This is a genomic window from Asanoa sp. NPDC049573 (assembly GCF_040676615.1).
Classification (GTDB): Bacteria; Actinomycetota; Actinomycetes; order Mycobacteriales; family Micromonosporaceae; genus Asanoa.
In genome coordinates this window covers 180,953-206,856 of the sequence record NZ_JBFAPI010000005.1, presented here as the reverse complement: position 1 = coordinate 206,856, position 25,904 = coordinate 180,953, and the positions used below count along the sequence as shown (strand labels likewise).

Genomic DNA, 25,904 nt, shown 5'->3' with positions numbered 1-25,904 from the left:
GTCCGGCGTGGTGGACACGACGCATTCAGCCGCGATAGAGAGCGCTCTCGCGACCCTCGACCTCGACACCAAGGTCCGGCTTCTGACTGGTCAGGACTATTGGCGGCTACCCGCGATCCCGGAGATCGGGTTGGCCAACCTGACCATGTCCGACGGGCCGATCGGCGTCCGCGGGGTGCGCTGGTCGCCCGACAATCCCTCGGTCGCGCTGCCCAGCCCGACCGCGCTCGCGGCGACCTGGGACCCGGAGCTGTCCCGGCTCGCTGGCAACGTGCTCGGCCAGGAGTGCCGCAGCCGGGGCATCCACATCCTGCTCGCCCCGACCGTCAACCTGCACCGCAGCCCGCTGGCCGGCCGGCACTTCGAGTGCTATTCCGAGGACCCGCTGCTGACCGCCGAGATCGGCATCGGCTACGTCGCGGGGCTCCAGGAGCAGGGCGTCGGCGCGCAGGTCAAGCACTACGTCGCCAATGACTCGGAGACCGAGCGGTTCACCGTCGACGTGCGGGTGTCCGAGCGCGCGCTGCGCGAGCTCTACCTGGTGCCGTTCGAGAAGATCGTGGCCGCCGGCGTGTGGAGCCTGATGGCCGCCTATAACAGCGTCAACGGCGCGCTGATGACCGAGCAGGACGACCTGGTCAACGGCCTGCTCAAGGGCGAGTGGGGCTTCGACGGCGCGGTCGTCTCCGACTGGACGGCGGCCCGCACGACGGTGCCCACCGCGACCGGCGGCCTCGACGTGGTGATGCCGGCCTTCGCCGGGCCGTGGGGCGACAAGCTGGCCGCCGCGGTCCGCGCCGGTGACGTCACCGAGGAGCAGATCGACGACAAGGTACGCCGGATCCTGCTGCTCGCCGGCCGGGTCGGTGCCTGGGACCGGGTACCGCCCGCGGTGCCGTCCGAGGCGGTGACCACCGGCCTCGACATCGACGCCGCGGCCCGGCAGATCGCCACCCGCTCGTTCGTGCTGGCCCGTAACGCGGTCCTTCCCCTCGATGCCGGCGGGCTGCGCCGCGTCGCCGTGCTCGGTGCGCTGGCCGACGACGCCCGGATCCAGGGCGGCGGCTCGGCCCGGGTGCTCCCCCGCCACGTCATCTCCCCGCTGGCCGGGCTGACCGCCGCGCTCCCGGACGCCGAGGTGGTCTACGCCGTCGGCGCCGACCCGCGCCCGGAACTCGCGCCCGCCACCGGCATCGAGTGGACCCCGATCGCCACCACGCTGCGCGACGCCGGCGGCGAGGCGCTCTACACGGCGACGATCGACGCCGCCGACATCCGCTGGATGGGCGAGTTGCCGGACGGTGTCGACCCCGCCGCGGCCGCCACGGCGGAGATCTCGGCGACGTTCACCCCCTCGGTCACCGGCACCCACCTGCTGGCCGCCAACGGCTTCGGCAACCTGGAGTTCCGGGTCGGCGGCGAGACGCTGCTCGACGAGGCGGTGTACGCGCCCGGCGACGACCCGGTGACCAGAGCGTTCCTCACCCCGGTGGAGAAGCGGTTCGCCGTCGAGGCGATCGCCGGAAAGCCGGTCGAGGTGGTGCTGACCCACAAGATCTACCCGGGCCGGCACGGCTTCGTGACGCTCACCCTCGGGCACGGCCGCCCGGTCGCCGACGACGAGACGCTGCTCGACGAGGCGGCCCGGCTCGCGGCCGACGCCGACGTCGCGGTCGTGGTCGTCGGCACCACCGAGGAGGTCGAGTCCGAGGGCTTCGACCGCACCACGCTGGCCCTGCCGGGGCGCCAGGACGAGTTGGTCGCCCGGGTCGCGGCGGCCAACCCGCGCACGGTGGTCGTGGTCAACTCGGGCTCGCCGGTGCTGATGCCGTGGGTCGACGACGTCGCGGCGGTGCTGCTGACCTGGTTCCCCGGTCAGGAGGCCGGCGCCGCGCTGGCCGACGTGCTGCTCGGGGTGGCCGAGCCGGGCGGCCGGCTGCCGACCACGTGGCCGCGGACGATGGAAGACCTGCCGGTGCTGTCGACCACGCCGACCGACGGGACGCTGGTCTACGCCGAAGACGTACTGATCGGCTACCGGGGCTGGTCGGCAGGGCCCGCTGCCGGTCTCGAAGGCCGAGACCGCGAACCGCTGTTCCCGTTCGGCCACGGCCTGGGCTACACGACCTGGTCCTACGAGTCGCTCACGGTCGACGACGGCACCGCCGTGGTCACCGTCCGCAACTCCGGCACCCGGGCCGGTCGCGAGGTGGTCCAGGTGTACGTGGGCGCCACCGCCGAGGGCGGCCCGGTGCGGCCGGCGCGCTGGCTCGCCGGTTTCGCCGGGGTGTCGGCTGCGCCCGGCGAGTCGGTGACCGTGCGCATCCCGCTCCCGGAACGGACGTTCCAGGTCTGGGACGGCGGCTGGCGGACGGTTCCGGGCAGCTACCGGGTCGAGGCGTCGGCCGCGGTGAACGATCCGAAACTGACGGCGACGGTCGATGTGTGACTGAACGTCGATCTTGCCCAGGTCGGCAAATGGCGCACAGTCGAACTTCGCTCGAACGGGGAACGCGGACTTGCTGAAGACCGGGTGATGTGGTCTCGTATATGGGACGGCCGGCGCCTTCCCCCGTGGGCGCCGGCCGTCACTTATGTCGATGTCCCCGTGAGCTTCCTATGTGGAGCCCCAGCGCCCCAACCGGGCGCTGAGCACCGCCAGCGCGGCCACGCCGGCCGTCGACGTGCGCAGCACCGTCGGCCCGAGCCGCACCGCGGTGGCACCCGCCTTCTCGAACGCGGCGATCTCCTCCGGCGCGATCCCACCCTCCGGCCCGACCACCAGCACCACGTCGCCGCGCGCCGGCAGGGTGGCCGTGGCCAGCGGCGCCGCGGCCTCCTCGTGCAACACGAACGCGGCGGCGGCGCGGCCGAGCCGGCCGGCGACCGCGGTGGTCGACTCGTCGGGGTCGCCGCCGACCGCCGGGCACCAAGCGCGGCGGGACTGCTTGGCCGCCTCGCGCGCGGTCGCCACCCAGCGGTCGCGGGCCTTGCCGCCGCGTTCGGCCCGCCAGCGGGCCACCGAGCGGGCGGCCGCCCACGGCACGATCTCGTCGACGCCGACCTCGGTCATCGCCTGCACGGCCAGCTCGCCCCGGTCGCCCTTGGCGATGCCCTGCACGACGACGAGGCGCGGGTCGGGCGGCGGCTCGTACGCCCGGGATCGGATCGTCACGGTCAGCGCGTTGCGGCCGGCGGCGGTGACCACCGCCGCCGCCGTGCCACCGCGGCCGTCGGCGAGCAGCAGCTCCTCGCCCGCGCCGATCCGTTGCACGGTGGCCGCGTGCCGCCCCTCCGGGCCGTCGAGCAGCAACTCGTCGCCCTCGGGTAGCGCGTCGACGAGGAAGAGCGGCCGGCTCAACCGTCAGTGCCCGTTGAACGCGTCGCGCATCCGGGAGAAGAAGCCGCCCTGCTTGGTCAGCTCGGCCACCTCTTCGCCGCGGGACCGGGAGAACTCGCGGAGGGCCTTCTCCTGGTCGCCCGACAGCTTGGTCGGGGTGCGCACGTCGAGGTGCACGTAGAGGTCGCCACGCCCGGCGCCGCGCAGGTGCGGCACGCCCCGGGCGCGCAGCCGCAGCGTCGAGTTGGGCTGCGTGCCCGGCTTGACGTCGACCGTCTCCTCGCTGTCGAGCGTCTTGATCGTCAGCCGGGTGCCCAGCGCGGCCGCCGTCATCGGCACCGTCACCCGGCAGTGCAGGTCGTCACCCTTGCGGGAGTAGACGTCGTGCGGCCGCTCGTGGATCTCGACGTAGAGGTCACCGGCGGTGCCGCCGCCCGGGCCGACCTCGCCCTGCTGGGCCAGGCGGATCCGCATGCCGTCTTCGACGCCGGCCGGGATCTTCACGGTCAGCGAGCGGCGGGTGCGGACCCGGCCGTCGCCGGCGCAGGTCGGGCAGGCGTGCGGGATGACCGTGCCGTAGCCCTGGCAGACCGTGCAGGGCCGGGACGAGACGACCTGGCCGAGGAAGGTGCGCTGGACCGACTGGACCTCGCCACGGCCGCCACAGGTCTCACAGGTGGCCAGGTGGGTGCCGGCCGCGGTGCCGGCGCCGGCACAGGTGGTGCAGAGCACCGCGGTGTCGACGGTGATCGGCGCCTCGACGCCGAACGCGGTCTCCAGCAGGTCGAGCTCGAGCCGCAGGATCGCGTCGGCGCCCGGCCGGGTGCGCGGCCGCGGGCCGCGGGCGCCGGCGCCGGCGGCGCCGAAGAACGCGTCCATGATGTCCTGGAAGCCGACGAACGGCCCGGCACCGCCGGGACCGCCGCCCGGCCCGCCGCCACCCGGGGCGAGCGGGTCGCCGCCCAGGTCGACAATCTGCCGCTTCTGGTCGTCGGAGAGGACCTCGTAGGCCGCGTTGATCTCTTTGAACTTCTCCGCGGCGGCGGGATCCGGGTTGACGTCGGGGTGGAACTGACGAGCCAGCTTCCGGTAGGCGCGCTTGATCTCGTCGTCGCTGGCATCTCGGGCCACGCCGAGAATCCCGTAGTAATCCCTGGCCACTGTGTTCTGAGTCCTCATAGTCGTCTCGCTTGTGCCGGCCGCCGATGATCAGGTGGGGGGTGGGTGTCAGTTCTGGGCCAGCAGCTCGCCTACGTAGCGTGCCACGGCGCGCACGGTGGCGATGGTGCCGGGGTAGTCCATCCGGGTCGGTCCGAGCACACCCAGCCCGCCGACGACGGTAACCCCTGGCCCGTACCCGGTGCTCACGATCGAGGCCGACCGCAGGTTGTCGATCTCGTTCTCGTCACCGATCCGGACCCGGGTGATCGGCTCGACCTCACCGATCAGCTTGAGCAGGATGACCTCTTCCTCGAGCGCTTCGAGTATCGGACGCAGCGAACCCGAGAAGTCGAGCAGGCCGCCCCGGGTCAGGTTGGCTGTGCCGGCGAGCGCCACGCGTTCCTCGTGCCGCTCCACCAGTGTCTCCAGCAACACCGTGGAGAGCGCGACGGTGGCCGCCCGCAGCTCGGGCGCGGACTCTTCGACCAACGACTGCACCAGCGGCGGAGTGTCGGAGAGCTTGCAACCGCAGAGCTTCTCGTTGGTCAGCCGGCGCAGCGTGGTGACCTGGCTCTCGTCGAGCGGCGCGGGCAGCTCGACGAGGCGCTGCTCGACCCGGCCGGTGTTGGCGATCATGACCACCATCAGCCGGGTGGTGGAGATCGGCACCAGCTCCAGGTGGCGCACCGACGACCGGGCCAGGCTCGGGTATTGCACGACCGCGACCTGGCGGGTGAGCTGCGCGAGCAGGCGCACGGTGCGGTGCACGACGTCGTCGAGGTCGACCGCGCCCACCAGGAACCGCTCGATCGCGCGACGCTCGGCCGGGCTCAGCGGCTTGACCGTCGAGAGCCGGTCGACGAAGAGCCGGTAGCCGCGGTCGGTGGGCACCCGGCCGGCACTGGTGTGCGGCTGCCGGATGTAGCCCTCCTCCTCGAGCACGGCCATGTCGTTTCGCACCGTCGCCGGGGAAACGCCCAGCTGGTGACGCTCGACCAGCGCCTTGCTGCCGACCGGTTCCTGGGTTGACACGTAGTCTTCGACGATCGCTCGCAACACGTCGAGCTTGCGGTCATCGAGAGCCATGCGTCACCCCCTCCAGCCTCCTGGCACTCGACTGTAGCGAGTGCCAGTCTACGACGCACCGGTCCACCAAGCGATGATCGCTGTTTGCCGTGGCCAAGCTGTCCAGAACAAGTCACAACTCGCATCTGGCGCGCGTTGATCGATACCCCTACGGTGTCGGGCATGACTGAGCCGCCCCGGCCACCCGGTGAGGGTTACCCGGATCCCAACGCCGCGCCCCCGCCCACCTCGGGTGGCGGCGCCTACCCGCCGCCCACTTCCGGTGGCGGTGCCTACCCACCCGCCGGTGGCTACCCGCCGCCGGGTGGCTACCCGCCGCCGCAGCAGGGAGGCTATCCGCCGCAGGGCGGTGGCTACCCGCCCCAGCAGGGCGGCTACTACGGCGGCGCCGCCCCGTCGGGCTACGCCAACAGTGACGAGAAGACCTGGGCGCTGATCGCGCACTTCGGCGGCGCCCTCGGTGCGTTCGTCAGCCTCGGTGTGCTCGGCTTCGTCGGCCCGCTGATCGCCTACCTGGCGAAGGGCCAGCAGTCGCCGACCGTGCGGGCACACGCCCTCACGGCGCTCAACTTCCAACTGCTCTGGTCGATCATCGCGTTCGTGCTGGTCTTCGTGAGCTGGTGCCTGCTGTTCATCCCGAGCGTGATCGTCCTGGTCATCCAGGTGATCTTCGGAATCATCGCGGGCGTCAAGGCCAACGAGGGTCAGGTCTACCGCTACCCGATGAGCGTCAACATGATCAAGTAAGACCCGCGGTCGCGCGCTCTGCTCGGCTCAGATCGCTAGCCGAGCAGGTCGCGCACCACGGCGTCGGCGAGCAGCCGGCCGCGGAAGGTCAACACCGCTTGTCCGTCGCCGGCGATCGTCAGCAGCCCGTCGGCCCGGGCCCGTTCCGCGGCGGCCCGGCCGGCCGGGTCGAGCACGTCCAGCGGCAGCCCACTGGCCAGCCGCGTCCGCAGCATGACCTCTTCCGTGTGCCGGTCCTCGGCGGTGAGCACCTCCCGGCCGGCCCCCGGCGACACGCCGTCGGCCAGCCGCTGCGCGTACCCGGCGGGGTGCTTGACGTTCCACCAGCGCACGCCGCCGACGTGGCTGTGCGCGCCCGGCCCGACGCCCCACCAGTCGCCGCCGGTCCAGTAGAGCAGGTTGTGCCGGCACCGCCCGGCCTCGGTGGTGGCCCAGTTCGACACCTCGTACCAGCCGAAGCCGGCCGCGGTCAGGGTCTGCTCGGCGGCCAGGTAGCGGTCGGCGGCGACGTCGTCGGAGGGCTGCGGCAGTTCGCCGCGGCGGATCCGGGCGGCCAGCCGGGTGCCGTCCTCGACGATCAGGCTGTAGGCGCTGACGTGGTCGACGCCGGCACCGATCGCGGCGGCCAGCGAGGCGGCGAAGTCGTCGGCCGTCTCGCCCGGCGTTCCGTAGATCAGGTCGAGGTTGACGTGGTCGAAGCCGGCTTCCCGGGCCTCGGTCGCGGCCTGCGCCGCCCGGCCCGGCGAGTGCCTGCGGTCGAGCACCCGCAACACGCCCGGCGCGACCGACTGCATGCCCAGCGAGACCCGGGTGTAGCCGGCCGACCGCAGCGCCCGCAGGCTGGCCGGTGTCACCGACTCGGGGTTGGCCTCGGTGGTCACCTCGACGTCGGCCGCGAGCCCCCAGGTCTTGTCGATCGCCGCCAGGATCCGGGCCAGGTCGTCGGTGGGCAGCAGGGTCGGCGTGCCGCCGCCGACGAAGACGGTGTCGACGGCCGGCGCCGCTCCCAGCGTCCGGGCCGCGAGTTCGAGTTCGGCCAGCACCGTGTCGGCGTAGCCCTCGGGCCGCCAGCCCGGCAGGTCACCAGGTGCGTAGGTGTTGAAGTCGCAGTAGCCGCAGCGGCTGGCGCAGAACGGCACGTGCACGTAGACGCCGAAGCCGCGCGCGCCGACCGCGCGCAGGGCCGACGCGGGCAACGCGCCGTCCGACGGCATCGGTTCGCCGTCGGGAAGAGGACCGGGCATGCGACTAGTGTGCGCCACATGACATCCGGGGATCCTCTCGTACGGGTCGAGACCGACCGCGGCGTGGCCACCCTCACGCTGGACAGCCCGCACAACCGCAACGCGCTGTCGACGCCGCTGATGACCGAGCTGACCGCCGCGCTGGCGACGGCCACGGCCGACCCCGCGGTGCGGGTGGTGGTGCTCTCGCACACCGGCCCGGTGTTCTGCTCGGGTGCCGACCTGAAAGAGACCGCGACGGCGTACGCCTCGGGAAAGGTCCCGGTCGGAATGCTCGGCGACGTGCTCGCGACGGTGGTCGAGTGCCCGAAGCCGGTCGTCGCCCGGGTCGGCGGCCCGGCCCGGGCCGGCGGGCTGGGGCTGATCGCCGCGGCCGACATCGCGATCTGCGCGACCGAGGCGACGTTCGCGTTCACCGAGGTGCGCCTCGGCGTGATCCCGGCGGTCATCTCGGCCACCGTGCTGAGCCGGCTGCACCCGCGGGCGGCCCAGGCGCTCTACCTGACCGGCGAGGTGTTCGACGGCATCCGCGCGGTCGAGGTCGGCCTGGTCACCGCGGCCGTCGGGGTCGAGGAGCTGGACGCGACGGTCCGCTCCTACTGCGCGGCGCTGGTGCGCGGCGCGCCGAACGCGCTGGCGGGCACGAAGGAGCTGTTGGTGCGCGCCTCGCTGCCCTCGGTCCGGGAGGACGCGGCCGAACTGGCTGCCCGCTCGATCGGCTATTTCCTGTCCGAGGAGGGCCGCGAGGGCGTGGCCGCGTTCCGGGAAAAGCGCGACCCCTCGTGGGTCCCGGCCCGATGACGTTCCGCACGGTCGCCCCGCCGTCGTAACCTGTGCGACAAGGAGGTGGCGGGTGCGAGGTCGTGGGCCTGTTGTCGGCATTGTCGCGATCTTCCTGATCGCGGCTTTCGCTGTCTTTCTGAGCTCTCGCGACTTCAAGACGCCGAAGATCAGCCTGCCGTCGCCGACCCGTGACTGCACGGTGCGGTCCGGCGACGACAGCCCACCGGTCACCCTCGACGCGGCACAGATGGCCAACGCCGCCACGATCACGGCGGTCGGCGTACGCCGGAAAATCCCGGAACGCGGCGTGGTGGTCGCCCTGGCGACGGCATTGCAGGAGTCGAAGCTGGAGAACCTGGCCGGCGGCGACCGTGACTCGCTCGGCCTGTTCCAGCAGCGGCCCAGCCAGGGATGGGGCACGCCGGAGCAGATCCGCGACCCGCGCTACTCGGCCAACAAGTTCTACGCGAGCCTCAAGAAGGTGCGCGGCTGGCAGGAGATGCGGGTGACCGAGGCGGCCCAGCGGGTGCAGCGGTCGGCCTACCCGGAGGCCTACGAGAAGTGGGCCGACGAGGCCGGGGTGCTGGCGGCGGCGCTGCTCGGCCGGGCCACCTCGGCGGTGGCCTGCCAGGTGCCGGGCGAGCCCCTGATGCGCGGCACGGCGGCGTCGACGTCGCTGGCCAAGGTGCTCACCCTCGACTGGGGCAAGGTCGAAACCGTGCCGGCGGCGGGCGGCTTCGCGGTCGCCGCGACCGACGCGACGGCGGGCTGGCGCTACGCGCACTGGCTCGTCTCCCACGCCACCGACCACGGCGTCAAGACCGTCCGCTTCGCGGGGATGGAATGGTCCGCCGACGGCGGTCGGTGGTCCCCCGTCGAAGGCGCCGGCGCCGCCCTGGTCCAGGCCGAGGTCTTCGCCGACGTCTGACCGGCCGGCTGACGCCTGACCGTGAACCGCCCGATCGTCCGAGACTGAGTTTTATCTCACTTTCTGTATGATCTTGTGTCTGACTTGTTGGCATTTAGGGCGACCTAACATCGCCCGGTGTAGTGATGCCCCTCCATATCGTGCCGATCCGCCGATCGCCGTCGATCTTCGGCCGAACGGAGTCTTTCCGGGACAACAACTGCCTCTAGCATCGCCGGGGTGCGCGAAATCCCTTCGGGTTCCTGCGCCGCATCCGGGGCCGCCCGCGGCCCGAACGACGGTCGAGTGACGGCCCTGGCGACGTCACGAGGAGGAATGCACGTGTTCGACTACGGAGGCCGCACAGGCTACGAGCCGATCAGCGAGGTCGACCGGAAGGAGTTCCACGAGCAGGGCTTCATGCTCCTGCGCAACGTCCTGACCGAAGACCACCGGGCCGCGCTGGAAGCCGCCGTCGACCGGGTCTACGCCGAGGAGAAGGCCGCCGGCAACACCACCAAGGACGGCACCCTGCACCTGCTCGGCTTCCTCGACCGTGACGAGCTGTTCGGCGAGCTGCTGACCCACCCGATCGCCTTCCCCTACATGTGGGGCCTGGCCGGCTGGAACATCTACACGCACCACAACCACCTCGACGTGACGCCGCCGGCGCTCGAGCCGGAGAAGCCCTACTGGGGCTGGCACCAGGACGGCTACCGGCAGAACTCCGACCCGGAGACGATGGACCCCAACCTCCCGCGGCCGATGTTCTCGCTGAAGGTGGCCTACGTCCTGTCCGACCTGTCGGAGAAGGGCCGCGGCGCGACCAAGGTCATCCCGGGTAGCCACCTGTGGAACTCGCTCCCCCGCCCGGCCGACCTGACCGTGCAGAACCCGGATCCCGAGGGCACCGTCGAGATCACCGCCAACCCCGGCGACGCGTTCATCTTCGACCGCCGCCAGTGGCACTCCCGCTCGACGAACCTGTCCAACATCACGCGGAAGATGCTGTTCGTCGGCTACACCTACCGGTGGATCCGCCCGCTCGACGAGCTGCACCCCGACCCGACCTCCCAGTGGTGGCAGAACCGCACCCCGGTGCAGCGCCAGCTGCTCGGCGAGGGCACCCACACGGCCAACTACTGGGGCATCAACTGGGACGGCTACATCGACGACGAGATCCCGCTCCGCAAGGAGCTGAAGACCCGGGGTCTGCTGGACCGCAGCGTCCCCTGGCTGCGCTGATCTCCTAGAGACACCGATCCGGCCCGGCGCCGGCGGGGGTACGAACGTCGCCCCCGCCCGCGACCGGGCCGGACTCTATTGCTCGCACCCCTGCAGGAAGCGCCCCGGGGCTGGCGGCACGGCGGGCTGGATGACCTCGTGTGCTGCCTACGCGCCGACGCGGCGGCGGACCTTGGCCAGCAAGGGTTCGGGCAGGTCGGTGGCCGCGAGGAGGTTGGGCAGCAGGCCCGGCTCGCCGTTGAAGGCCCGGAAGGTCTCCCCCAGCGTGACGCCGTGGTCGGGGCGGTGGACGACCTCGACCGGGTCGTCGGCGCCGATCTCGCCGGGCGTCAGCACCCGCAGGTACGCGCCCGGTGCGCCGTGCTGGACGAAGCGCTTGACCAGGTCGGGGACGCTCCAGAAGCCGGCGAAGGTCTGGCAGGGCTGGCGCGGATAGGTCACCTGGACCACCGCCGAACCGATCGTCCAGCGCTCGCCGATCACCGCGCCGGTCACGTCGACGCCGAGCGTGGTCAGGTTCTCGCCGAACGCGCCCGCGCCCAGCTCCCGGCCCAGCTCGGCGGCCCACCAGTGGGCGTCTTCGACGGCGTACGCGTACACCGCCTGGTCGGGGCTGCCGTGCACCCGCCGGTTGCCGATGTAGTCGCCGTCGACGCCGGCGTCGGACACCGTGACCCGGTCACTGGTCGGGAGTTTGTCGATGCCGGTCTGGCCGCCCGGCCCGTCCGCGTAATCAGTGATCTTGCGGGTGCCGAGGTTGACCGAGAGAACACGTCCTGCCACCGGCCGAGCCTACGCAAACGAGGGCCGGGCCGCGTGAGCGGCCGGACCCTCGGCGAAGAACAGTCGGTCTCAGGCGGCGGGAGCGCTGAGCCGCTTGGCGATGGCCGACTTGCGGTTGGCCGCCTGGTTCTTGTGGATGACACCCTTGCTGACGGCCTTGTCGAGCTTGCGCGACGCGTCACGCATCAGCACCGCGGCCTTCTCGGTGTCACCGGCCTCGGTGGCCTCGTTGAACTTGCGGATGGCCGTCTTGAGCGACGACTTGACCGACTTGTTCCGCAGCCGGCGCTTCTCGTTCTGCCGGTTGCGCTTGATCTGGGACTTGATGTTCGCCACGCGACAGCCTCGTCCTGCTCCTGGTTGGGTGGAATCTAGGCGCGGGCAAACCTCGCCACACGCGAAAAGCCAGCCTACCAGGGACCCATTGACGGGCCAAAACGCCCCTGGAGGGCGCAGACCCCCCGGCCGGCACCGCCGGCCCTACACATCGCGTGCCTCAGGCCCAACCGTTGCGGGTAAGCAGCCAGGAGAGGGCCGCGTCGCCGTGCCAGCGCTGGTGGGCCCGCACGAGGGGCGAGGCGTCGTTCGGCGGCGCGGTGGCGCGGGTCAGGAAATATCCGGACATGGCGGTGAGGGCGGCGTCGAGTGCTCTGCCCGGAGCACCGGCCGCGGTCGGATGATTCGCCCACAACGAATCGGCGTCCAGGCCGTCCGCGTACGCGGTGATCAGCAGCATCGCCGTGTCGAACCAGGCCGGGCCGTGGCAGAGCCAGTTCCAGTCGCAGAGCCAGGCCCGGCCGCCGGTGTCGATCAGCACGTTGTCGACGCGGAGGTCACCGTGGACCAACGCGGTGCCCGGCGTCGTGGCCAGCGCCGGCGCGGTCGCCTCCAGGGCCGCCAACGCGGCCAGGTGGCCGCGGGCCGGTTCGGCGCCCGGCGGTAGCGGCGTGTGGCCGGCCGCGATGCCGCCCCACTCGGAGAGGTCGTCGCGGATCATCGTCGACAGCGCGGGCAGCCCGAGATCGACCAGCGCCGCCGGCGGTGAGACCAGGGCGTCCGCCGCGGTGGCCCAGGCGTCCAGCGTCGCCGACAGGTCCGCCGCCGACCAGGGCAGCGCGGGCGGGCCGCCGTCGACCGCGTCGAGACAGAGCACGAACCAGTCCGGCGTCGCCAGCGTCCAGCGCGGTCGCGGCGCCGCCACCTGCGACGGCAGCGCGGCGACGACCCGCGCCTCGTGTGCGTACCAGTCGCACAGGTGTCTCTGGTCCGACGCCCGGGCGGCCTTGACGAACACCTTGTCCCCCGCGGCGGTCTCCAGCACCGCGGCGAAGCCGCCGGTGAAGCCGGCGCCGGCGGTCGTCGCGCCGACCACCGGCGAACCGAGCCGCGCCGCGACGGCCGCGCGCAGGTCAGGGGCGAGCGAGGCCCAGGTAGGGCGGACCGCGGTGGCGTGATACGCGAACGGCGGCGGCCCGAGCATGCCGGCCATCCTGCCCTACCGCGCGGGCATGGGAGCATAGAGAGCGACCTTGACGACCGCCGACCAGAACGGACCACCGTGCCACCGACGCTCGACCCCGGCACCAACCAGATTGGTGCCACCGACCCGGCGCGTATCCGCAACTTCTGCATCATCGCCCACATCGACCACGGCAAGTCGACGCTGGCCGACCGGATGTTGCAGCTGACCGAGGTGGTCGACCCGCGTCAGATGCGTGCGCAATACCTGGACCGGATGGACATCGAGCGCGAGCGCGGCATCACGATCAAGTCACAGGCGGTCCGGATGCCGTGGACCGTGCGCGAAGGCGAGCAGGCCGGCGAGAGCGCCGTGCTCAACATGATCGATACGCCCGGCCACGTCGACTTCACCTACGAGGTGTCCCGCAGCCTGGCCGCGTGCGAGGGCGCGGTGCTGCTGGTCGACGCCGCGCAGGGCATCGAGGCGCAGACGCTGGCCAACCTCTACCTGGCGCTGGAAAACGACCTGCACATCATCCCGGTGCTCAACAAGATCGACCTGCCGGCCGCACAGCCCGACAAGTACGCCGAGGAGTTGGCCCACCTGATCGGCGGCCGGCCGGAGGACTGCCTGCGGGTCTCCGGCAAGACCGGCGAGGGCGTGGCCCACCTGCTCGACGAGATCGTCCGGCAGTTCACCCCGCCGGTCGGCGACGCCGCCGCGCCCGCCCGCGCGATGATCTTCGACTCGGTCTACGACATCTACCGCGGCGTGGTCACCTACGTCCGGGTGATCGACGGCAAGATCGAGGCGCGCGACCGGATCAAGATGATGTCGACCGGCGCGGCACACGAGTTGCTGGAGATCGGCGTCATCTCGCCGGAGATGGTCAAGGCCTCGGCGCTCGGCGTCGGCGAGGTCGGCTACATGATCACCGGCGTGAAGGACGTCCGCCAGTCCCGGGTCGGCGACACGGTGACCATCAGCGGTCGCCCGGCCACCGAGGCGCTCGGTGGCTACAAGGACCCGAAGCCGATGGTCTACTCGGGCCTCTACCCGATCGACGGCTCCGACTACCCGGCGCTGCGCGACGCGCTCGACAAGCTCAAGCTCAACGACGCCGCGCTGATCTACGAGCCGGAGACCAGCGCCGCGCTCGGCTTCGGCTTCCGGGTCGGCTTCCTCGGCCTGCTCCACCTGGAGATCATCCGGGAGCGGCTGGAGCGCGAGTTCGCCCTCGACCTGATCTCCACCGCGCCCAACGTGGTCTACCGGGTGACGATGGACGACGGCTCCGAACTGACCGTGACCAACCCGAGCGAGTTCCCGACCGGCAAGGTCGCCGAGGTCTTCGAGCCGGTGGTGCGGGCGACCGTGCTGACGCCCAACGACTACGTCGGCGCCGTGATGGAGCTGTGCCAGGGCCGCCGGGGCTCGCTGCTCGGCATGGACTACCTGTCGGCCGACCGGGTCGAGTTGCGCTACACGCTGCCGCTCGCTGAGATCATCTACGACTTCTTCGACCAGCTGAAGAGCCGCACCAAGGGCTACGCCAGCCTCGACTACGAGCCCTCCGGCGAGCAGAAGGCCGACCTGGTCAAGGTCGACATCCTGCTGCACGGCGAGCCGGTCGACGCGTTCAGCGCGATCGTCCACAAGGACAAGGCCTACAACTACGGCGTCAACATCGCGTCGAAGTTGCAGAAGCTCATCCCGCGGCAGCAGTTCGAGGTGCCGATCCAGGCCGCGATCGGCAGCCGGGTGATCGCCCGCGAGACGATCCGGGCGATCCGCAAGGACGTGCTGGCCAAGTGCTACGGCGGTGACATCACCCGCAAGCGCAAGCTGCTGGAGAAGCAGAAGGAAGGCAAGAAGCGGATGAAGATGGTCGGCCGGGTGGAGGTGCCGCAGGAGGCGTTCATCGCCGCGCTGTCGACCTCGGACTCGCCCGCCGACATCAAGGCCGCGAAGAAGTGACGCCGCTGTCCACCGGGCCGGACGCCGGCTTCTGCGCCCGCTGCGGCAGCGCGCTGGCCAGCCGCCCGCCGACGGTCTGCCCGGCGTGCGGCTACCAGCTCTACGTCAACGCCCGGCCGACGGCGAGCCTGCTGGTCGTCGACGACGCGGGCCGGTTCCTGGCGCTGCGCCGGGCGGTCGACCCGATGGCCGGGCACTGGGAGGTGCCGGGCGGGTTCTGCGACGGCTTCGAGCACCCGCGCGACGCCGCCGTGCGCGAGGGCCGCGAGGAGCTCGGGGTCGACGTGCGGGTCAACGACTTCATCGGGATGTACGTCGGCACGTACGAGTTCCAGAACGAGCGGTTGCCGGTGTTGGACTGTTTCTTCTTCGCGTCGCTCGACGTGGCCGCGATCCGGCTCGACCCGGCCGAAGCGACCGAGATGACCTGGTTTGACCTGGCCAACCCGCCGAAGATGGCGTTCTCGACAATGGACGCCGCCCTGGTCGACGCCGCGAAATCGTTGCTGTCGGCGAAATAAACCTGCCGTTCCGGTGAAAGATCCGGTTTGACTCCTCGGCGCCTCGGGAACTTTCAACGGCGTCACACACCCCCCGAGGAGGAGGAAGGGCCATGACCGCAGGTGGGATCATCACCGCCCTGATTATCGGTCTCGTCATTGGTGCGCTGGGCCGACTGGTCGTGCCCGGCCGCCAGAACATCCCGATCTGGCTGACGCTGGTCATCGGTGTCGTGGCCGCGCTGCTGGGCTCCGCGATCGCCCGCGCCGGCGGTTTCGCCGACACCGGCGGCTTCGTCGACTGGCGCGAACTGCTGCTGCAGATCGCTCTCGCCGCCGTCGGCGTGCTGCTGACCGTCAGCATGTACGGCCGCGGCCGGCGCCGGGTCAGCCGCTACTGACACACCCGACACCATGGACGGGCGCCCTTCGGGGCGCCCGTTTCCTATGTGTGACCTGAGGGCCTGTCGTAAAAGAAATTTTCGTACTAGTCTGCCGCGAAGAAGGTTACCTACATCCCCCGAACCCCCATCGCGGAAGGGAATGCCTGGTGAAGACGAGGCGGATACCGTTCCAGGTTGTCACGGTGATCCTCACGGCCGCGCTGCTCGCCAGCGCCTGCGGCAGCGACGATAGCGGCAACGAACAGCAGGCGGACCCCGCCAAGCTCACCGTCTGGATGATGGGCGAAGGCGGCGACGCACAGAACTCCTTCCTTGACGGCGTCGAGGCCGAGTTCAAGAAGAAGCATCCCGGCACCGACGTGGTCGTTCAATACATTCCGTGGCTCGAGGCGCCGAAGAAGTTCCAGGCCGCGCTCGCCGGCGGCGAGGGACCCGACGTCACCGAACTCGGCAACACCGAGACGCAGGGCTGGGCCCAGCAGGAGGCGCTCGCCGACCTGACCGACCGGCTCGGCGGCTGGGCACCCGGCAAGGACATCCTGCCCGACCTCGTGAAGAACGCCCAGCTCGACGGCAAGCAATACGGCATTCCCTGGTACGCCGGGGTGCGCGCGATCTACTACCGCACCGACTGGTTCCAGGAGGCGGGCGTGCAGCCGCCGAAGACCTGGGACGAGCTGGTCAGCGTGGCCAAGGCGGTGCAGGCCAAGAAGCCCGGCACCTACGGCATCGCCCTGCCCGGCAACTCCGAGCTGCCGTTCTACTCGTTCCTGTGGGGCGCCGGCGGCGAGATCGCGACCGACAGCGGTGGCACCTGGAAGTCCGGCTACACCTCCCCCGAGTCGCGCAAGGCCGTGAAGTTCTGGACCGACCTGGTCACCGTGCACAAGGTGGCACCGCCCGCGGCCGCCGCCTGGAACGAGGTCGACGCCCGCACCCAGTTCGCGACCGGCAAGGCGGCGATGGCGTTCGGCGGCAGCTGGCAGCAGGCCGCGATGCTGGAGGCCGACCCCAACCTCGACAAGGTCTGGGGCACCTTCCCGATCCCCGGCCCGACCGGCGGCGCGGCTCCCGCGTTCGCGGGCGGCTCCGACATCGCGATCTGGGAAGACAGCAAGGTCAAGGACGTGGCCTGGGACTACATGACCGTGCTGCTCGACAAGGAGAACAACAAGAAGTACGCCGACAGCCTCAAGTTCTTCCCGGTCTACACCGACCTGGTCGCGGCGGGCTACAACGATGACAAGATCATGGCGGCGTTCGCGGCCACGATGAAGGCCACCAAGCTCACGCCGATGACGCCGAAGTGGGTCGAGGTCAGCCGGACCAAGACGGTGACCCAGGCGATGAACACGGCGGTCATCAAGGGTCAGAAGACGGTCGACCAGGCGACCACCGACGCGGCCGCCGAGATCGAGAGCATCCTCAACGCGAAGTGAGCACCGATACCCGCGTCGTTCCCGACGTGACACCGGAGCGGCCCGCGCCGCCGGCCCGATCATGGAGCCGGGGGCCGGGCCGCCTCCCGTACCTGCTCATGCTGCCCTGCCTGATCGTGATCTCGGCCCTGCTGCTGTGGCCGCTCGGGCAGATCGTGGTGATGTCGCTCTACGACCTCGACAGCGTGCGGCAGGTCCGCGGCCAGCGCGAGTGGCCGTGGGCGGGTCTGGCCAACTACCGCGAGATCCTGACCGACCCGTTCTTCCAGATGGTGCTGCGCAACACGGTGCTGTTCGCGCTGGCCAACGTCGCGCTGACGATGGTGCTGGGCACGCTGGTCGGCCTGTTGCTGCACCGGCTCGGCCAGCGGATGGCCGCGTTCGTCGGCGGCTGCGTGCTGCTGGCGTGGGCGACACCGGCGCTGACCGGCACGATCACCTGGAAATGGATCTTCGACGACACGAACGGGCTGGTCACGTGGCTGTTCAACGCGCTGCCGGACGGGGTGTCTTCTGGACTTTTCGGACGGTCTGACTGGACCGGCTACGGCTGGTTCAACTCGCCGCTGTCGTTCTTCTCGATCCTCACGCTGGTCATCGTGTGGCACTCGTTCCCGTTCATCGCGGTGTCGGTGCTGGCCGGCCTCAAGAGCCTGCCGTCGGAGTTGCTGGAGGCGGCCCGGGTCGACGGCGCCAGCGCGTGGCGGTCGTTCTGGTCGATCACGTTCCCGCTGCTGCGCCCGGTCTTCGGCATCCTCGTGGTGCTCTCCACCATCTGGGACTTCAAGGTCTTCACGCAGCAGTACGTGCTGGCCGGCGGCACCCAGGACCGCCCGACGTTCATGCTGTCCATCTACTCGTACGCGACCGCGTTCTCCCCGCCCCCGAAGTACGGCCTGGGCGCCGCGATCGCGGTGGTGCTCACGGTGATCCTGCTGATCGTCACCGGCGTGTACGTACGTACCCTGCTCAAGCAGGAGGAGCTGTGAAGCGGTCCGCGCTCAACCTGGCCGGCCTGCTGGTGGCGGCGTTCGCGGTCTTCCCGGTCGTCTGGATGGTGGCGACGTCGTTCAAGACCACTCCCGAGATCTTCTCCGGCGGCCCGGTCCCCTTCCCGCGGCACCCGACGCTGGCGCACTATCGCGCGATCCTGTCCGGCGACCTCATCCCCGGCGTCTCGTTCCTGGACTTCTTCCGCAACAGCGTGATCGTGGCCGTCGCCACGGTGGTGATCAGCGGCCTGATCGCACTGCTGGCGGCGACGGCGGTGTCCCGGTTCCGTTTCCGGTTGCGGACCACTTTCCTGGTGCTGCTGCTGGTCGTGCAGATGATCCCGCTGGAAGCGCTGGTCATTCCCCTCTTCTTGATGATCCAGCGGCTGGGCCTCTACGACACGCTGGGCAGCCTGGTGCTGACCTATGTGGGCTTCTCGCTGCCGTTCGCGGTCTGGATGCTGCGGGGTTTCGTGGCCGCGGTCCCGGTGGAACTCGAGGAGGCGGCCGCGATCGACGGCGCCAGCCGGTTGCAGATCTACCGCCGCATCCTGTTCCCGCTGGTAGCGCCGGGCCTGGTGGCGACGAGCATCTTCTCGTTCATCGTGGCCTGGAACGAATTGATCTTCGCGCTCACGTTCCTCAACGACCAGAGCCGCTACACCCTCCCGGTCGCGATGACGTTCTTCTTCGGCCGCGACGACACGGCGTGGGGCCCGGTGATGGCGGCGTCGACGCTCCTCACCCTCCCGGTCCTGGTCTTCTTCCTGATCGTGCAGCGCCGCATGGTGGGTGGGTTGTCAGCGGGTGCTCTGAAGGGCTGAGGGTTCGCCGTCGTTCGCTGAGTGGCTCGGCCGGGACCGGGATGGCGTCGCAGTGGGCGCCGGCAGCCCGTCAGGCCGGGTGGCGTCGCGGTGGCCCCCGGCAGCCCGTCAGGCCGGGTGGCGTCGCGGTGGCCGTCGGCAGCCCGTCAGGCCGGGTGGCGTCGCGGTGGCCCCCCGGCAGCCCGTCAGGCCGGGTGGCGTCGCGGTGGCCCCCCGGCAGCCCGTCAGGCCGGGTGGCGCCGCGGTGGCCCCCCGGCAGCCCGTCAGGCCGGGTGGCATCGCGGTGGCCCCCGGCAGCCCGTCAGGCCGGGTGGCCGCGGGCAGCTTGTTCGGGCGGCATCTGGACGCCCGCGCGCTGTTTGGTCGAACCGGCGTCCGGGTTGGCCGATGTCAGCGACGCCGGCGGCCTGATTCGCCGGGCCCGTGCGGCGGCGCCTGCCCGTTATGCCTTGTCTTCGAGGAAGAGCCCGAGGGCCTCGACGACGAGGCGGTGGTCGTCGAGTTGGGGCAGGCCCGAGACGGTGACGGTGCCGACCGGGCCGGTGCCCTTGAGGATGATCGGGAAGCAGCCGCCGTGTGCGGCGTACAAGGCCGGGTCGAGGTGTGGTTGTGCCTCCTCGAAGGTGGTGCCCCGGTCGCGGTAGCCCTGCCCGACGCTGTAGGAGCTGTGCCCGAACCGCCGGACGACCCGGATCTTGCGTTCGATCCAGTCGTCGTTGTCGGGCGAGGTGCCGGCCAGCGCGCAGTGGAAGACCTGCTGGTCGCCGAGCCGAATGTCGACGGTGACCGCGTGCCCCCGCTCCCGCGCCATGGCGACGAGGCGATTGCCCAGCTCCCAGGCATCTTCATGGCCGAACCGGTCAAACTGGAGACGTTCTTCCTGCTCCTGCAGCTCTGGCGTCACGGGTTGCCGTTCCTTTCCTGGATCGTCCCGACGATCTAAGCAGCCACCTGCGCGTCGCGCGCGAGGCGCCGCCGCCAGCGATAGCGACGCCACAACCCGACGGCGACCGCGGCGAAGATGAGCAGGGCGCCGGAGCCCTTCCAGGCCCGCTCGAACCACCACCGGTTGTCGCCGAAGGCCGCTTCACCGGCGGCCCTGAGCCAGACCAGGACCCAGAGCCACTGCCAGCCTCGCGGCCACCACGGCTCGGTGGGCGACTCGGTTGCCGCAGTCCACACCATCCCACCCGAGGCGACCACGACACCGACCGGTACCCCGATACGCCAGACGCCCTCCCAGAACGACATCGACCGATCTTGGCACCCGGGTGGGCGCGCTCGCCAGAGCCGTTCGGCGCCCGGAGCCCCCGTCGCGCGCCCGTCCGGGCCGTCGATCAGGTTGACGCCGTGGGTCGCGCTCAGCACCACGCACCTAAGGCTGGTTGCGGCCCGCTGCAACCGAATAGGCCGCTCGGTTGCAACTCCGGCTGGGCGACGTGTTGCGGATCGGCGAACGGCTTCGCCGAAGTCGGCGAGACAGGACAGCGCGGCGGCCACTGCCGGCTCGACCGGCCCGTGTGCCCGCGATGGGCTACGGCGCTCTGCGGGTGGTCGCGCCGGGCGGCAGGTCGCGCCGGTGGCGCCTACTCGTAGCGGCGGGTGGCGGCGTGACGGGCGCGTTGGGCCGGGGTGTCGAAGACGTCGGCGGCCCAGTCGCGGGTTGTCGGGGTGCGGGCCGCCTTGCCCTGGTGCAGGTCGACCGGCGGCGAGTTGACCGCCGCGGCGGGATGCGGGTGGCCGGACGTCGGGGGCGCGCTGCCGTGGGCGACGCGGCGGGCCTCGGCCGCGCCTCGGGACCAGTCCGGGTCCGGGTCTGGGTCGCGGGCGCCGGGGTCGCTCTCGTCGGAGGCGGTCGGCTCGATGATCGGTGCGGCCGCGGTAGCTGGTTCCGCCGGGGTCGAGCGGTAGACGCGGCCCACTTTGTCGGCGCCGGCGCCGCCCGGGACGCTGGCGCGGCCGATCGTGCGGAATGGGCGCAGGGGGCGCATCGGGCGGCGGCCGGGGCCCGGCGAGACCGCCCGGACCGCCGCGCCGGCGACGACGTCGTTGATTTTGACCATCGCGGCGACGCACAGCGGCAGGAGGACGGTGCCCCAGAGGGGGATCAGTTCGGCCAGGGCCAGGATGATCGCGAGCGCGGTCGCGCCCTCCAGGAAGACGAAGCACAGGGTCGAATTCGGTTTGATGTGTTGGAGGCGCAGCGCCCGGGCGTAGAACGGGCGGGCGCTCACCTGGCGGGCCGGGGCGAACGGGGCCGAGAGTCGTCGTGCGGTCACCGGCCACCACCCGATCTGCGGTCGCCCGCCGTGGAACCGCCGCGGCCCGCCGCGGCGGCCCGGGCGGCGGCGCGGCCGTCCATCGGCTGCCCGGGGCGACCGGACGGGCCGCCGGCTGGCGCCTCGGAGCCGCTCGCACCGGAGCGGGCGGCCACGACGGCGAAGACGGCGCGTTCCAGGGCGTACCCCCGGTCGTCGGCACCGCCCTTGACCTCGGCGTTGCAGTCGGCGGCGGCGCGCATCGCGACGACGAGGCCCTCCGGGGTCCAGCCGCGACCCTGGCGCTGCGCGCGTTCGATCTTCCACGCCGGCATGCCCAGGCTGCTCGCCATCTGGTAGGCGTTGCCCCGGCCAGCGGACGCCACCCGGGCGACCGTGCGGACGCCGTCGGCGATCGCGTCGGCGATCGGGACCGGGTCGACCCCCACGTGCAGCGCCCAGCGCAACGCCTCGAGCGCCGCCGGCACGTCGCCGACCATCGCGGCGTCGGCCACCGTGAAGCCGGTCACCTCGGCGCGGCCGCGGTAGTAGCGGGCCACCGTCGCGGCGTCGATCCGGCCCTCGACGTCGGCCAGCAGCTGCGAGCACGCCGCCGACAGGTCACGCAGGTCGTTGCCGACCGCGGCCAGCAACGCCTCGGCCGCTTCTTCGGAGCCGCGCGTGTTGCCGCGCTTGAGTTCTTCGCGGACGAAGGCCACCCGGTCGCGGTGGGACTTGAGCTTCGCGGCGGTGACCACGTCGGCGCCGGCGGCGCGCAGGCCGTCGGCGAGTGCCTTGGCCCGCCCGCCGCCGGTGTGCGTGACCACCAGCAGCACGTCGGGGTCGGGGTGCTTCGCGTAGTCGAGCAACGCGGTCACGAGGTCCTTGCGCGCGTCTTGCCCACCGCGGATGACGACCAGCCGGCGGCCGCCGAACAGCGACGGGCTGATCATCTCGGACAGCTCGCCCGGGGCAAGGTTGTTGGCTTCGTAATGCCGGACGTCGGTGGACGCGTCGGCCGCCCGGGCGGCTTCGACGGCCTTCTCGACGGCACGCGTCACCAGCAGTTCCTCGTCGCCGAGCACGAGTTGTGTTGTGGGAAGGCCGCTGGTCACCGGGCCATACTCGCACGCGCCCCTGACTGATCGAACGTCCTCACCCATATGAGTTGTCGATCACTCATCAACCGTAAATCCCGACAAATTGCGTTTCGCCGTGAGCTGTGCCGCGATGGGTCGATCATCCCGTGCACGGGATTATTCACGTGCACCAGGAGCGCCCGATGTCACGACCGCGAGACCACCTCCTCTCCGTACGACGGCCAGGTCTCCGGCCAGGTCGGTGCGCAGCACCCGTGCGCCGTCGCGCCCGAGTCGGGCCAGCAGGGCGGGGTTCGGGTGGCCGTAGCCGTTGTCGACCCCGACCGACACCAACGCCACCACCGGGTCGACGGCTTCGAGGAAGGCCGGTTCCTGATAGGCCGAACCGTGGTGGGCGACCTTGAGCACCTGGGCCCGCAGCGCCGCCGCGCCGTAGCGGTCGACGGCCGCGCGTTGCTCCTCCTCTTCGGCGTCGCCGGGAAGCATGACGCCCACCCCGTCGACGGTCGCCCGGAGAACGAGTGAGTTGTTGTTCGGGTCGGATCGTGTTCCGGTCATCTCCACCAGCGGCCCGAAGGCGAACAGGTCGACCGCCCCGAGCGACGACCGCCACCCCGCGTCCACGGCGGTGACGGCGGCACCCGACTCGGCGGCCACGCGTACGACAAGGTCTCGACCCTCGATCGGCTCCGCGTGCCGTGGGGTGGCGACGGCCACGATCCGCCGACCGCGGCCGACGCCCTCGATGCCACCCGCATGGTCGGCGTGGAAGTGGGTGACGACGAGCAGGAGCACGGTCCGTACGCCGAGCCGGTCGAGACACCCGTCGGCCGCGGCAGGCTCCGGCCCGGTGTCGACCACGACCGCGCTCGTGGCGCCGGCCCGCAGCACCGCCATGTCGCCCTGGCCGATGTCGCACGCCACGACCACCCAGCCCGGCGGCGGCCAGGTGCTGGTCATGATCCGCACGGGCAGCGCCCCGACGACGACCGCGACGGTCACGACGGCGACCAGCCGCCGCGCGACGCGGTGCCGCACGGCGAACAGCAGGACCAGCGTCAACGCGCCCAGCAGCAGCCCACCGCCGACCCCGCCGGGCCACGGCAGGCTGCCCATCGGGGTGTTCGCGCCGTAGCGGGCGATGAATACCAGCCAGCGCGCCGGCCAGTGCGCGAGCCAGGCGAGGAAGCCCGCACCCGCCGGCCACACGGCGGAGACGATCGTCGCGCCGACACCGAGGACGGTCGCCGGTGCCACGGCCGGGGCGGCCAGCAGGTTGGCCGGGATCGACACGACGCTCACCGCTCCGGAAAGCGCTGCGACGACCGGGCCGCAGGTCACCTGGGCTGCCGCCGGGATAGCGAGGGCCTCGGCCAGGCCCGGCGGCACGCGCCGGCCGCGCAACCAGTCGCGGATCCTCGGCGCCAGCATGAGCAGGCCGCCGGTGGCCAGCACCGACAGCGCGAAGCCGGCGTCGCCGGCGAGTTCCGGGTCGACCACGACCAGCACGACGATGGCGGCCGCGAGCGCCGGGAGCGCGGCCCGTGATCGTCCGCTGGCCAACGCCATGAGACCGATCGCGCCCATGGTCGCGGCGCGTACGACGCTGGGCGACGGACGGACCAGGATCACGAACGCGACCAGCGCCAGCCCGCAGAGGATCGCGGACGTCCAGCGGCCGGCGCGGCACCAGCGGGTGACGAGGAGTACGAAGCCGATCACGATGGCCACGTTGGCGCCCGAGACGGCGGTCAGGTGCGTCAGGCCGGTGGTCCGGAAGTCGTCGACCACGGCCGGGTCCAGGCGGCTCGTGTCGCCGAGGACGAGGCCAGGCAGGAGGCCGCCGGCTTCGGGTGGCAGCGTGGCACAGGCGCGCTGCAGGCCGGCGCGGAGTGAGCCGGCCGCCCGCTGCGCCCAGGACGTGCGGCCGAGCAACTCGGGCGCGGCGCTGGACGAGACGACCGCGGCGGTCAGGTCGCCGCCACGCGGCCGGTCGAGCCGGCCCTCCACCCGGACCCGCTGGCCCGGCAGCGGCGCACCCCAGGCCGGATGGGTGGCGAGCACGAGAACGCGAACCCGCGCCTCGATCCGGCGCTGCTCGTCGTCGACCGGCCGAAGCCACCGCAACTCGGCGCCGACGACGTACATCGGCCGGCTCGAGCTCGACACGAGGCGCGGATCGTCGCGCACCACGATCTCGGCCACCACGGACGTCCGATTCGCGGTGAGCGCGGTGATGGCCGGCGCCTCCCGCACCGCGACGCGAGCGGCGGTCGCGCCGGCCCCGCACACAACCCCGAGCAGCACGGCGACAGCGACCCGACGCGCGGCCGGCCCCGCGATGGCCGCCCGAAGGCGCCGCACGATGGCGTGCGCCGGGTCGCTCGCGGCGCCACCAACTCGCGAGCGCGAGGTCACGGCGCGAACAGCGCGCGCCCACGCACTCGCGGCGCCAGCAGCGCCCGCCGGGGCGGTCACGGCAACGCGCCTGCGCGGTCGCAGGCAGGCGGCACCGCCCGCCGGGGCGGTCACGGCAACGCGCCTGGGCGGTCGCAGGCAGGCGGCAGCGCCCGCCGGGGCGGTCACGGCAACGCGCCTGCGTGGCCGCAGGTAGGCGGCAGCGCTCCCCTGGCCAACGGCAACCCGCGTGCGCGGCTGCAGGCAGGCGGCAGCGCCCGCCTGGCCAACGGCAACCCGCGTGCGCGGCCGCAGGTAGGCGGCGACGGCCGCGCCCGCAGGCGCCGCCGGGTTCCGCAAGCGCCAGAATGATGCTCGCCGACCCAGGAGGAGCAGCCCGGCAAGGAGCGCCGCTCCGGTCGCGACCATCGCGCCCGTTCGGGCGGTGACGAACAGTGCGAGCAGCGCGCTCAGCCACGTGCCGAGTGCCATCCCGGCAAGTCGCAGGTCCGGCGGCGGCCGGGTCTGACCCGGCGCCGCGTCGGTGCCGTCCGTCGGTCCGGGCGCCTCGGCCACGACGGCGGTCATACCGTCACCAGGTCCTTGAGCTCCTCGAAGCGACTGGCGCCGATGCCGTCGACGTTGCGCAGGTCGCCGACCGTCTTGAAGCCGCCCTTTGCCGCGCGGTGGTCGAGGATGCGCTGCGCGAGTACCGGGCCGACCCCAGGCAGGCTGTCGAGCTCGGCCAGCGTCGCGCTGTTCAGATTGATCTTGCCGCCTGCGGCCGGGGCGGCCTGAGGGGACTCGCCGCCGACGGGGGCGGGTGGCGGGGTCACGCCGATGAGGACCAGCTCACCGTCGGTGAGGCGGCGGGCGAGGTTGACCGATGCGAGGTCCGTGCCGGGCAGCGTCCCGCCGGCCGCCTCGACCGCGTCGGCGACGCGGGCGCCGGCGGGCAACCGCACCAGACCGGGCTTGCGGACCTTGCCCGCCACCGACACCACGATGTCGCCGGCCGCGCTCGTCGCCGGCGCCGCGTCGACAGCGGGCGGTGCCGAAACCGCCGCCACGGGCTCGATCTTGGGCCGGGCCCGGTAGGCGAAGAACGCCGCGGCCAGCACCACCACGATCGCCACCGCCGCGAGGGCCTTGACGCCACGCCGCCCGGGATCGAACGGCCCGGGACCACCGAGCAGCCGGGCCGGCGGTTCAGGCGCCCCGGGCCCAGCCGGCGAAACCTCAGGCGGCCAAACCT

General features: G+C 71.9%; 22 protein-coding genes and 2 pseudogenes. 11 read left to right on the top strand and 13 right to left on the bottom strand.

The annotated features are described in order from the left end of the window. Positions 1-7: 7 nt before the first annotated feature. On the top strand, positions 8-2,449 hold the full coding sequence (locus AB0J74_RS13900; RefSeq protein ID WP_363448076.1) for a glycoside hydrolase family 3 C-terminal domain-containing protein: 2,442 nt from the start codon (positions 8-10) through the stop codon (positions 2,447-2,449). Between the two features lie 168 nt (positions 2,450-2,617). On the opposite strand, the gene AB0J74_RS13895 is transcribed toward AB0J74_RS13900, so the two are convergent. From AB0J74_RS13895 to hrcA, 3 genes are all read right to left on the bottom strand, one after another. Continuing rightward, positions 2,618-3,361: a 16S rRNA (uracil(1498)-N(3))-methyltransferase gene (locus AB0J74_RS13895; protein WP_363448075.1), complete on the bottom strand. Its 744-nt coding sequence runs from the start codon at positions 3,359-3,361 to the stop codon at positions 2,618-2,620. 3 nt (positions 3,362-3,364) lie between these two features. Next, complete coding sequence (gene dnaJ / locus AB0J74_RS13890; protein ID WP_363448365.1) at positions 3,365-4,501, bottom strand: molecular chaperone DnaJ; 1,137 nt, start codon at positions 4,499-4,501, stop codon at positions 3,365-3,367. A 66-nt stretch (positions 4,502-4,567) separates the two neighbouring features. Then, positions 4,568-5,587 (bottom strand): heat-inducible transcriptional repressor HrcA, encoded by a 1,020-nt coding sequence (gene hrcA / locus AB0J74_RS13885; protein ID WP_363448074.1) that lies wholly within the window; start codon positions 5,585-5,587, stop codon positions 4,568-4,570. Between the two features lie 162 nt (positions 5,588-5,749). Here hrcA and AB0J74_RS13880 point away from each other — a divergent pair, with 162 nt between their 5' ends. Then, a complete protein-coding gene (locus tag AB0J74_RS13880) occupies positions 5,750-6,334 on the top strand; it encodes a DUF4870 domain-containing protein (RefSeq protein ID WP_363448073.1) in 585 nt (194 codons plus the stop codon). A gap of 35 nt (positions 6,335-6,369) precedes the next feature. On the opposite strand, the gene hemW is transcribed toward AB0J74_RS13880, so the two are convergent. Continuing rightward, the gene (hemW, locus tag AB0J74_RS13875) at positions 6,370-7,578 is read right to left on the bottom strand and encodes a radical SAM family heme chaperone HemW (RefSeq protein WP_363448072.1); all 1,209 of its coding nucleotides are present in this window, start codon (positions 7,576-7,578) and stop codon (positions 6,370-6,372) included. A gap of 18 nt (positions 7,579-7,596) precedes the next feature. Here hemW and AB0J74_RS13870 point away from each other — a divergent pair, with 18 nt between their 5' ends. The 3 genes from AB0J74_RS13870 (at position 7,597) to AB0J74_RS13860 (ending at position 10,513) form a co-directional block, all read left to right on the top strand. Continuing rightward, a complete protein-coding gene (locus tag AB0J74_RS13870; RefSeq protein WP_363448071.1) occupies positions 7,597-8,379 on the top strand; it encodes an enoyl-CoA hydratase family protein in 783 nt (260 codons plus the stop codon). Positions 8,380-8,431: 52 nt separating this feature from the next. After that, on the top strand, positions 8,432-9,289 hold the full coding sequence (locus tag AB0J74_RS13865) for a hypothetical protein (RefSeq protein WP_363448070.1): 858 nt from the start codon (positions 8,432-8,434) through the stop codon (positions 9,287-9,289). 321 nt (positions 9,290-9,610) lie between these two features. Further along, positions 9,611-10,513, top strand: coding sequence for a phytanoyl-CoA dioxygenase family protein (locus AB0J74_RS13860; RefSeq protein WP_363448069.1), 903 nt, complete (start codon positions 9,611-9,613; stop codon positions 10,511-10,513). 147 nt (positions 10,514-10,660) lie between these two features. On the opposite strand, the gene AB0J74_RS13855 is transcribed toward AB0J74_RS13860, so the two are convergent. The 3 genes from AB0J74_RS13855 to AB0J74_RS13845 all read right to left on the bottom strand — a co-directional run bounded on the left by AB0J74_RS13855 (position 10,661) and on the right by AB0J74_RS13845 (position 12,776). Further along, on the bottom strand, positions 10,661-11,296 hold the full coding sequence (locus tag AB0J74_RS13855) for an MOSC domain-containing protein (RefSeq protein WP_363448068.1): 636 nt from the start codon (positions 11,294-11,296) through the stop codon (positions 10,661-10,663). A gap of 69 nt (positions 11,297-11,365) precedes the next feature. Continuing rightward, positions 11,366-11,632, bottom strand: a complete 267-nt coding sequence (rpsT, locus tag AB0J74_RS13850; protein ID WP_363448067.1) for a 30S ribosomal protein S20 — start codon at positions 11,630-11,632, stop codon at positions 11,366-11,368. Positions 11,633-11,792: 160 nt separating this feature from the next. Further along, positions 11,793-12,776: a phosphotransferase gene (locus AB0J74_RS13845; RefSeq protein ID WP_363448065.1), complete on the bottom strand. Its 984-nt coding sequence runs from the start codon at positions 12,774-12,776 to the stop codon at positions 11,793-11,795. Between the two features lie 78 nt (positions 12,777-12,854). Between AB0J74_RS13845 and lepA the strand changes: the two genes are divergently transcribed. The 6 genes from lepA to AB0J74_RS13815 all read left to right on the top strand — a co-directional run bounded on the left by lepA (position 12,855) and on the right by AB0J74_RS13815 (position 18,894). Next, positions 12,855-14,735 carry a translation elongation factor 4 gene (gene lepA / locus AB0J74_RS13840; RefSeq protein WP_363448064.1) on the top strand — a complete coding sequence of 627 codons (1,881 nt, stop codon included), beginning with the start codon at positions 12,855-12,857 and terminating at the stop codon, positions 14,733-14,735. After that, positions 14,732-15,256 (top strand): NUDIX domain-containing protein, encoded by a 525-nt coding sequence (locus AB0J74_RS13835; protein ID WP_363448062.1) that lies wholly within the window; start codon positions 14,732-14,734, stop codon positions 15,254-15,256. Before lepA ends, AB0J74_RS13835 begins: the two co-directional genes overlap by 4 nt. A gap of 92 nt (positions 15,257-15,348) precedes the next feature. Next, positions 15,349-15,636 carry a GlsB/YeaQ/YmgE family stress response membrane protein gene (locus AB0J74_RS13830; protein ID WP_089249282.1) on the top strand — a complete coding sequence of 96 codons (288 nt, stop codon included), beginning with the start codon at positions 15,349-15,351 and terminating at the stop codon, positions 15,634-15,636. A 149-nt stretch (positions 15,637-15,785) separates the two neighbouring features. Further along, positions 15,786-17,078 (top strand): sugar ABC transporter substrate-binding protein, encoded by a 1,293-nt coding sequence (locus tag AB0J74_RS13825; protein ID WP_363448060.1) that lies wholly within the window; start codon positions 15,786-15,788, stop codon positions 17,076-17,078. Continuing rightward, a complete protein-coding gene (locus AB0J74_RS13820) occupies positions 17,075-18,067 on the top strand; it encodes a sugar ABC transporter permease (RefSeq protein WP_363448059.1) in 993 nt (330 codons plus the stop codon). Before AB0J74_RS13825 ends, AB0J74_RS13820 begins: the two co-directional genes overlap by 4 nt. After that, positions 18,064-18,894 (top strand): carbohydrate ABC transporter permease, encoded by an 831-nt coding sequence (locus AB0J74_RS13815; RefSeq protein WP_363448058.1) that lies wholly within the window; start codon positions 18,064-18,066, stop codon positions 18,892-18,894. The genes AB0J74_RS13820 and AB0J74_RS13815 overlap by 4 nt, the downstream gene beginning before the upstream one ends. Positions 18,895-19,336: 442 nt before the next feature. On the opposite strand, the gene AB0J74_RS13810 is transcribed toward AB0J74_RS13815, so the two are convergent. From AB0J74_RS13810 to AB0J74_RS13785, 6 genes and pseudogenes are all read right to left on the bottom strand, one after another. Further along, on the bottom strand, positions 19,337-19,786 hold the full coding sequence (locus AB0J74_RS13810) for a heme-degrading domain-containing protein (RefSeq protein WP_363448364.1): 450 nt from the start codon (positions 19,784-19,786) through the stop codon (positions 19,337-19,339). Between the two features lie 47 nt (positions 19,787-19,833). Next, entirely contained in the window at positions 19,834-20,145 is a 312-nt protein-coding gene (locus AB0J74_RS13805) for a hypothetical protein (protein ID WP_363448057.1), read from the bottom strand. 335 nt (positions 20,146-20,480) lie between these two features. Further along, the gene (locus AB0J74_RS13800) at positions 20,481-21,173 is read right to left on the bottom strand and encodes a hypothetical protein (RefSeq protein ID WP_363448056.1); all 693 of its coding nucleotides are present in this window, start codon (positions 21,171-21,173) and stop codon (positions 20,481-20,483) included. Positions 21,174-21,304: 131 nt separating this feature from the next. Beyond that, positions 21,305-22,315: pseudogene (gene holA / locus AB0J74_RS13795) on the bottom strand (DNA polymerase III subunit delta); the annotation flags it as partial. 93 nt (positions 22,316-22,408) lie between these two features. Further along, a pseudogene (locus AB0J74_RS13790) lies at positions 22,409-24,568 on the bottom strand (ComEC/Rec2 family competence protein); the annotation flags it as partial. A gap of 665 nt (positions 24,569-25,233) precedes the next feature. Continuing rightward, positions 25,234-25,904: ComEA family DNA-binding protein (locus tag AB0J74_RS13785; protein WP_363448055.1), on the bottom strand; the 671-nt coding region annotated here is incomplete at its 5' end.